The 7,021-nt window shown below is 72.1% G+C and carries 9 protein-coding genes and 1 pseudogene; 6 read left to right on the top strand and 4 right to left on the bottom strand.

Features of this window, described 5'->3' with window-relative positions:
• Together M8C17_RS25525 and M8C17_RS25520 are read left to right on the top strand one after the other, a co-directional pair.
• A pseudogene (locus M8C17_RS25525) lies at positions 1-255 on the top strand (alpha/beta hydrolase); the annotation flags it as partial.
• A 75-nt stretch (positions 256-330) separates the two neighbouring features.
• A complete protein-coding gene (locus M8C17_RS25520; protein ID WP_252419085.1) occupies positions 331-1,299 on the top strand; it encodes a chlorophyllase in 969 nt (322 codons plus the stop codon).
• 85 nt (positions 1,300-1,384) lie between these two features.
• Here M8C17_RS25520 and M8C17_RS25515 read toward each other — a convergent pair whose 3' ends face one another.
• The 3 genes from M8C17_RS25515 to M8C17_RS25505 all read right to left on the bottom strand — a co-directional run bounded on the left by M8C17_RS25515 (position 1,385) and on the right by M8C17_RS25505 (position 4,057).
• Positions 1,385-2,347, bottom strand: a complete 963-nt coding sequence (locus M8C17_RS25515) for a zinc-binding dehydrogenase (RefSeq protein WP_252419084.1) — start codon at positions 2,345-2,347, stop codon at positions 1,385-1,387.
• 37 nt (positions 2,348-2,384) lie between these two features.
• Positions 2,385-3,563, bottom strand: a complete 1,179-nt coding sequence (locus tag M8C17_RS25510; RefSeq protein ID WP_252419083.1) for an NADP-dependent malic enzyme — start codon at positions 3,561-3,563, stop codon at positions 2,385-2,387.
• A 143-nt stretch (positions 3,564-3,706) separates the two neighbouring features.
• Entirely contained in the window at positions 3,707-4,057 is a 351-nt protein-coding gene (locus tag M8C17_RS25505) for a S24/S26 family peptidase (RefSeq protein ID WP_252419082.1), read from the bottom strand.
• Between the two features lie 84 nt (positions 4,058-4,141).
• Here M8C17_RS25505 and sodN point away from each other — a divergent pair, with 84 nt between their 5' ends.
• The 3 genes from sodN to M8C17_RS25490 are packed head-to-tail and all read left to right on the top strand — an operon-like array spanning position 4,142 to position 5,501.
• Entirely contained in the window at positions 4,142-4,546 is a 405-nt protein-coding gene (gene sodN, locus M8C17_RS25500; RefSeq protein WP_203149355.1) for a superoxide dismutase, Ni, read from the top strand.
• A complete protein-coding gene (locus M8C17_RS25495; protein WP_252419081.1) occupies positions 4,543-5,064 on the top strand; it encodes a GNAT family N-acetyltransferase in 522 nt (173 codons plus the stop codon). Before sodN ends, M8C17_RS25495 begins: the two co-directional genes overlap by 4 nt.
• Before the next feature lie 32 nt (positions 5,065-5,096).
• A complete protein-coding gene (locus tag M8C17_RS25490) occupies positions 5,097-5,501 on the top strand; it encodes an ATP-binding protein (RefSeq protein WP_252419080.1) in 405 nt (134 codons plus the stop codon).
• 38 nt (positions 5,502-5,539) lie between these two features.
• Here the strand turns inward: M8C17_RS25490 and M8C17_RS25485 are convergent, their stop codons facing one another.
• Positions 5,540-5,929 carry a hypothetical protein gene (locus M8C17_RS25485; RefSeq protein WP_252419079.1) on the bottom strand — a complete coding sequence of 130 codons (390 nt, stop codon included), beginning with the start codon at positions 5,927-5,929 and terminating at the stop codon, positions 5,540-5,542.
• Positions 5,930-5,972: 43 nt separating this feature from the next.
• On the opposite strand from M8C17_RS25485, the gene M8C17_RS25480 reads away from it, so the two are divergent.
• Positions 5,973-6,923 (top strand): diacylglycerol kinase family protein, encoded by a 951-nt coding sequence (locus M8C17_RS25480; RefSeq protein WP_252419078.1) that lies wholly within the window; start codon positions 5,973-5,975, stop codon positions 6,921-6,923.
• The last annotated feature ends 98 nt before the right edge of the window (positions 6,924-7,021 follow it).

Genomic DNA, 7,021 nt, shown 5'->3' with positions numbered 1-7,021 from the left:
GACCCGGTGGTCCCGGTGGCGGTGGGCCGGGCCGCGTACGGGCGTGTGACCGGGCCAGCGGCGTTCCTCAGCCTGCTCGGGCAGGACCACGGCGAATACCTCACCCCGGGCCACCCGGGCTTCACCCCGGTCCTCGCCACCACCACCGACTTCCTCCGCTGGACCCTCTACGACGACCGGGCGGCCGGTGCCCGCCTCCCCACCGACGCCCGCACCCCCGCCCTGACGCACTACGAGTCCCGCCCGGCCGGCTGAGCGTTGCGTCACCGGGTGCGCACGCCACGCCGAACCCGACCGAGCCCCTCAGCCGGACAGGGCACAATCGAATTCATGTCACGTCGCGTCACCCCCGCGCTCCTGGCCAGCGCCCTGCTCACGGCCAGCCTGGTGGGCTGCTCCGCGGATGCCCGCCCGGCCGGGAGCAGCCAGGCGCCGTCAGCGGAGCCCCAGCCCACCGCCTCCGCGACACCACGGGTGGCCGTCGGGACCGCCCCACAGCGCGCCTTCGCCGTCGGCGTACGCCAGCTGAAGCTGAACCGGGACGGCCGGGCGCTGCCGGTGACGCTCTGGTATCCGGCGGCCGGGGATGCCGGCGGCGCGGCCAAGCGGTCCGCGAAGGCCGCCGAGGGCCGGTTTCCCGTGGTGATGTTCAGCCACGGCCTCACCGGGCGGCCGGAGGACTACGCCACGCTCCTGACCCGCTGGGCGGCGGCGGGCTTCGTGGTGGCCGCGCCGACCTTCCCGCACACCTCCCGGGGCGCCGACGGCAACGTCCTCGACGTGCTCAACCAGCCGGCCGACGTGTCCCACGCGCTGACCGAGGTGCTGGCCCTGGACGACAAGGCCGGCGATCCGCTGCGAGGCAGGTTGGACGGCGACCGGGTGGCCGCCGCCGGGCACTCGGCCGGCGGGGTGACCACCATCGGTCTCTTCACCGCCGCCCGGGACGAACGGCTGGACGCCGGCGTGGTGTTCGCCGGCACGGCGCTCGGCGTGGGCACCGCGTTCGCCGGTGCGGCCGCGCCGCAGCTGTTCGTGCACGGCGAGCTGGACGAGGTGGTCGACTACGCGGCGGGCCGGGCCGCGTACGACAAGGTGCCCTGGCCGAAGGCGATGCTGAGCCTGCCCAAGGGCGACCACGGGCGTGCCCTGCTCAGCGACGGTGCGGCGCTGCGGGTGGTGTCGGACACCTCGGTGGAGTTCCTGCGCTGGACGCTCTACGGCGACGCGAAGGCCAAGGGGCGCATCTCCACCGACGCGACGCGCGGCGACATCGCCACCTTCGACGATCACCTCTGAGCACTGGCGCGATCCACCACCATCAGGGAAAGAGTGGCCTCAGCACCGCCGGGGGCCACTCTTTCCCTGTTGATGTGCGGCGCCGTCAGGCGGTGTGGTCGATGACGATCTTGCCGAAGGCGTCCCCGGACTGCATCCGGGCGAAGGCGTCCTCGACGCGGCTGAACGGGATCACGCTGTCCACCACCGGGCGCACGGCGCTGTCGGCGCAGAACGCCAGCAGCTCGTACAGCTCGCCCGGGGTGCCCATCGAGGTGCCCAGGATCTCCAACTGCATGGCGAAGACCCGGCGCAGGTTCACCGACGGCTCGTGCCCTGCGGTCGCGCCGGAGACGACGATCCGTGCCATCGGCGCGGCCGACTTCAGCGAGTGGTCGAACGTGGCCGCACCGACCGTCTCGATCACCACGTCGACCCGCTCCGGCAGCCGGGCACCCGGTTCCACGGCGGTGGCGCCGAGCGCCGTGATGCGCTCACGCTTCACGGCGTCGCGGCTGGTCGCGTACACCCGCTTGCCCATGGCGACGGCGAGCGCGACGGCCGCGGTGGCGACGCCGCCGCCGGCGCCCTGCACCAGCACGCTGTCGGCGTCCGCGACGCGGCCCTTGGTGGTCAGCATCCGCCACGCGGTCAACCAGGCCGTGGGCAGGCAGGCCGCGTCGGTCACGCTCAGCCCGTCGGGCAGCGGCACCAGGTTCGACCGGGGTACGGCGACCCGCTCGGCGATGGTCCCGGGGAAGTGCTCGGAGAGGATGGAGACCCCGCGCGGGTCACCCGGGGTGACCACCACCGGGTAGACGACGACCGTGTTGCCCGCCGTGTCCACACCGACCGCGTCGCAGCCGAGGATCATCGGCAGCTGGGCCTCGGTGAGCCCCACCCCGCGCAGTGACCAGAGGTCGTGGTGGTTGAGCGAGGTGGCCCGCAGGTGCACGGTCACCCAGTCGTCGGCCGGGTGGGTCGGCTCGGGCCGCTCACCGACGGTGAGTGCGGCGAGCGGATCGGCGTCGTCGAAGCGGGAGGCGAAGGCGGCACGCATGATCGGCACGGTAACAAGCTGAGCGCCCGTTAAGAAGTGTCCTTCCCTACCGGCGGGCGACGCCGTCGCGGCGCGCCGCCTCGGCGACGGCCTCGGCGACGGCCGGAGCGACCCGGGGATCCAGCGGAGACGGGACGATCGCCTCGGCGGTCAGCGACTCGGCCACCACGCCGGCGATGGCGTCCGCGGCGGCGACCTTCATGCCCTCGGTGATCCGGGTGGCCCGGGCGTCCAGCGCACCGCGGAAGACCCCCGGGAAGGCCAGCACGTTGTTGATCTGGTTGGGGTAGTCGCTACGACCCGTGGCGACCACCGCGACGTGCCGGGCGGCGACCTCGGGGTGCACCTCCGGGGTCGGGTTGGCCAGCGCGAACACGATCCCGCCGGGGGCCATACCGGCGACCGCGGCCTCCGGGATCTGCCCGCCGGAGACGCCGATCAGCACGTCGGCGCCGCGCAGCGCCTCGGTGATGTCGCCCTGGCGACCGTCGGCGTTGGTGCTCGCGGCCAGCTCGGCCTTGGTGCCGGTCAGCTCGGTGCGGTGTCGGCCGATGATCCCCTTGGAGTCGCAGACCACCACCTGGTCGGGGTTGACGCCCCCGGCGACCAGCATCTTCGTCACGGCCACACCGGCCGCGCCGGCACCGCTCACGGCGACCCGCAGGTCACCGAGCTTGCGGTTGAGCAGGGTGGCGGCGTTGCGCAGCGCGGCGAGCACCACGATGGCCGTGCCGTGCTGGTCGTCGTGGAAGACCGGGATGTCCAGCGCCTCGTCGAGCCGTCGCTCGACCTCGAAGCAGCGCGGCGCGCTGATGTCCTCCAGGTTGATCCCGCCGAACGAGGGCGCCAGCGCCCGCACCACCGCGACGATCTCGTCGACGTCCTGGGTGTCCAGACAGATCGGCACCGCGTCCACCCCGGCGAACTGCTTGAACAGCACCGCCTTGCCCTCCATCACCGGCAGCGCGGCGCGCGGGCCGATGTTGCCGAGCCCGAGCACCGCCGAGCCGTCGGTCACCACGGCGACGGCGTGCGACGCCCAGGTGTAGTCGTCGGCCAGGCCGGGGTCGGCGGCGATCGCCTCACATACCCGGGCAACCCCCGGGGTGTACGCGAGGGAGAGGTCTTCCCGGCTGGTCAGCGGCACAGTCGAGGTGACGGCCATCTTGCCGCCGCGGTGCAGCTGGAAGACGGGATCAGCGGGGTCCACGGTGGACGAAGACATGGTGGTGACTCCAGGATCTGTCGAGCAGACGGGGCGGCCGGCCCGGCCGCGAGGTTGGCGGCGAGCGGTGGCACGCGGTGCGGGGGGTCACCCGGGCACTTTCCGAGCATAGTGTCGACACTGCCCTGCGGATGTGAGCAGGGTCATAACGGTCGACGGGAGACCCGTCCGGGGCGCGGCCAGTAGCGGGCCACCACCCTCCCCCGCACGTCGGCGACGCCGTACGCCCGGGAGTCGTCGGTGATCAGGTCGTTGTCCCCGCGCAGCCACCAACCGCCGTCCTGCGGTCGGACCGCCCGCTTCACCACCAGCAGGTCCGGGCGGGTCCGGAACACCGCGACCACCACGTCACCGGAGCGGATCGGACGGCCGCCGGGACGGACCAGCACCGCGTCGCCGTGCCGCAGCGTGGGCGCCATGGACGGGCCGGTGATCAGGACGGCCGTCAGCGGCCGCCGCAGCCTTGGCACCTCCGCCGGGTGATCGGCCCGCACTGGTTTCACCTCCACCCGGTTCGGGGAGCATTCCCAGGAGTAATGTCGCCTTTGATCATCGCAAACTTCCCATGGAGGATCCCGATGCGACTTCCGCGCATCCTTGCGCCCCGCGTCACCGCGAGCGCTCACTGCGACCTGCCGTGCGGCGTCTACGACCCGGCACAGGCCCGGATCGAGGCCGAGTCGGTCAAAATGATCTGCGAGAAGTACCAGGCGAACACCGACCCGGAGTTCCGCACCCGGGCGATCATCATCAAGGAGCAGCGCGCCGAGCTGGTCAAGCACCACCTCTGGGTGCTCTGGACCGACTACTTCAAGGCCACGCACTTCGAGAAGTACCCGCAGCTGCACCAGCTGTTCAACGAGGCCACCAAGCTCGCCGGCGCCGGTGGTGTCAAGGGCAGCCTCGACCCGGCCACCGCCGACAAGCTGCTCGGGAAGATCGACGAGATCTCGAAGATCTTCTGGGAGACCAAGAAGGCGTGACCTCCCCGGTCATTCCGACGATCCGGCCGGCACGTCCCGAGGATGTGCCGGCCGTCGTCGCCATGGTGCACGAGCTGGCGGAGTACGAACGCGCCCCCGACCAGTGCCACCTCACCACCGAGCAGCTGACCTCGGCCCTGTTCAGCCCCGCGCCGGCGCTCTACGGGCACGTCGCGGTGGACGCGCACGACCAACCGGTCGGCTTCGCGCTGTGGTTCCTCAACTTCTCCACGTGGGCCGGGGTGCACGGCATCTACCTGGAGGACCTCTACGTTCGTCCGACCGCCCGGGGCACCGGGGCGGGCCGGTTGCTGCTCGCCACCCTGGCCGACATCTGCGTACGCCGCGGCTACCGACGGCTGGAGTGGTCGATGCTCGACTGGAACCCGGCGGCCGGGTTCTACGCCTCGATCGGCGCCGAGCAGATGAGCGAGTGGGTCTCCTACCGGCTCAGCGGCGACGCACTGCGCCACCTGGCCGGTCAGGCGGCGGCCGCCGGCACGCGTCCGAACGGCTGACCGGGTAGAGTCCCCGACCGGGGGGATGAGGCGTGACTCAACTGACCGGCCAGCCAGCGACCGACGACGACGTGGTGCACCTCACGGTGCCCGCCGATGGCGGTTACCTCGGCGTGCTCCGTACCGCCACCGCCGGTCTCGCGGCCCGGTTGCAGTTCGCGCTCGACGAGATCGAGGATCTGCGCATCGCGGTTGACGAGGCGTGCGCCATGCTGCTCGCCATCGCCACCCGCGACGCCGAGCTGGAGTGCCGCTTCGCGGTCACCGAGGACGCGCTGACCGTCGAGGTCACCGTGCCGACCGTGCGCGGCGCCACGCTGCCCTCCGAGTCGTCCTTCGCCTGGAAGGTGCTCACCGCGCTGACCACGTCGGCGTCCGCCACGGCCGCCGACGGCCGGGCCACCATCTCGTTGCTCACCCGCCGCTCCGGCGGGTAGTTGCCCGGCCCCGCCGCGCCGTCACCTGCCGGGCGCGGTCACTCGAAGCCGAGAGCCCGCGTCGTCGGAGGGCTCACCAGCAGCCAACCGACGCCGAGGCCGAGCGCCATCAGCGGCACGCCCAGCCAGCCCAACCCGGCCTGAATCATGAACCACCCGATCGGCAGCAGCATCAGTTGAAGCACGATCGCGGGAGCGCGTGCGCCGGCTCGGCGGCGCAGCAGCGCGCGGCTAAGCGCCCAGAGCGCGACCGCCGCTCCGACGGCGAGCGCGGTCACCAGCAACGCCGACGGGAGATCGGCGGTGGTGGCGGTGAAATCGGCCCATACCAGCCAGGCGGCGATCAGCCCGACGGCGACCGCCTCCGCCCACAGCAGCCGGACCGCCCAGCGGAGCGTGACGGGAATCGGGTCCGAGTCGATGGTCACGCGCGACACGATACCTGGGCTACCGGGAGGTACAGTGCCGCCCATGCGGGCCGTCCTGGTGGTCAATCCGAAGGCCACCACCACCAGCGAACGCAGCCGGGACGTGCTTGTCCGGGCGCTGCGCAGCGAAGTCGACCTCAGTGTGCGCTACACCCGCCGACGCGGGCACGCCATGGCGCTGGCCCGGGAGGCCGCCGCGGAGGGGGTCGATCTCGTCGTCACCCTGGGTGGTGACGGCACCGTCAACGAGGTGGTGAACGGCCTGATGACGGCCGAGCCCCCACCGGGTGCCGACGGCGCCACGTCGGCCGAGCGGCTGCCCGCGCTGGCGACCGTTCCGGGCGGCTCGACCAACGTCTTCGCCCGCGCCGTGGGCCTGCCCCGGGAGTGGCCCGAGGCGACCAGCATGATCCTGGAAGGGCTGCGCCTGGGTCGGCACCGGACGGTGGGGCTGGGTCGCGCGGACGACCGGTACTTCACGTTCTGCGCCGGGTTCGGCCTGGACGCCGCGGTGATCCACCGGGTGGAGCAGGCTCGCCGTCGGGGGCGGGTCTCCACCCCGGCGCTCTACCTGCGCTCGATCATGAACCAGTACTTCCTCGCCTCCGACCGGCGGCACCCGGCGATCGTCCTGGAACGACCGGGCGAGACGGCCGAGGGCGAGCTGGCCACCGTCATCATCCAGAACACCGCGCCGTGGACGTACCTGGGCGACCGGGAGATCAACCCGAACCCGGAGGCGTCGTTCGACCTCGGGCTGGATGTGCTGGCGCTGCGTCAGCTCCGGGTGGCCAGCACCACACGGACAGTGAGTCAGTTCTTCTCCCGGCGACCGGATCCCCGGGGGCGGCAGGTGTTACGACTCCATGACACAGCGGAGTTCACCCTGCTCTCCAGCCGACCGCAGGCGTTCCAGCTCGACGGCGACTACCTTGGCGAGCGGGAGAAAGTCAGATTCACATCCGTTCCCGCCGCACTGAGAGTAATCTGCTAGGTCTCGGGTACTGCCCTAGGTCGACGCGGCCGCCACACCGTATCGGCGCGGTCGCCGCCACACCGAGGGGCAGGTGCCGGAAATGTCAGCAATGTCAC

Origin of the sequence: Micromonospora sp. RHAY321 (assembly GCF_023896955.1) — a bacterium.
GTDB lineage: Bacteria > Actinomycetota > Actinomycetes > Mycobacteriales > Micromonosporaceae > Micromonospora.
This window is presented reverse-complemented; position numbering and strand designations above follow the sequence as displayed.

Bases quoted from the DNA above. Each gene is read 5' to 3' on its own strand.
- M8C17_RS25510 (WP_252419083.1), bottom strand. From the start codon at position 3,563: ATGTCTTCGTCCACCGTGGACCCCGCTGATCCCGTCTTCCAGCTGCAC.
- M8C17_RS25520 (WP_252419085.1), top strand. From the start codon at position 331: ATGTCACGTCGCGTCACCCCCGCGCTCCTGGCCAGCGCCCTGCTCACG.
- sodN (WP_203149355.1), top strand. From the start codon at position 4,142: ATGCGACTTCCGCGCATCCTTGCGCCCCGCGTCACCGCGAGCGCTCAC.
- M8C17_RS25480 (WP_252419078.1), top strand. From the start codon at position 5,973: ATGCGGGCCGTCCTGGTGGTCAATCCGAAGGCCACCACCACCAGCGAA.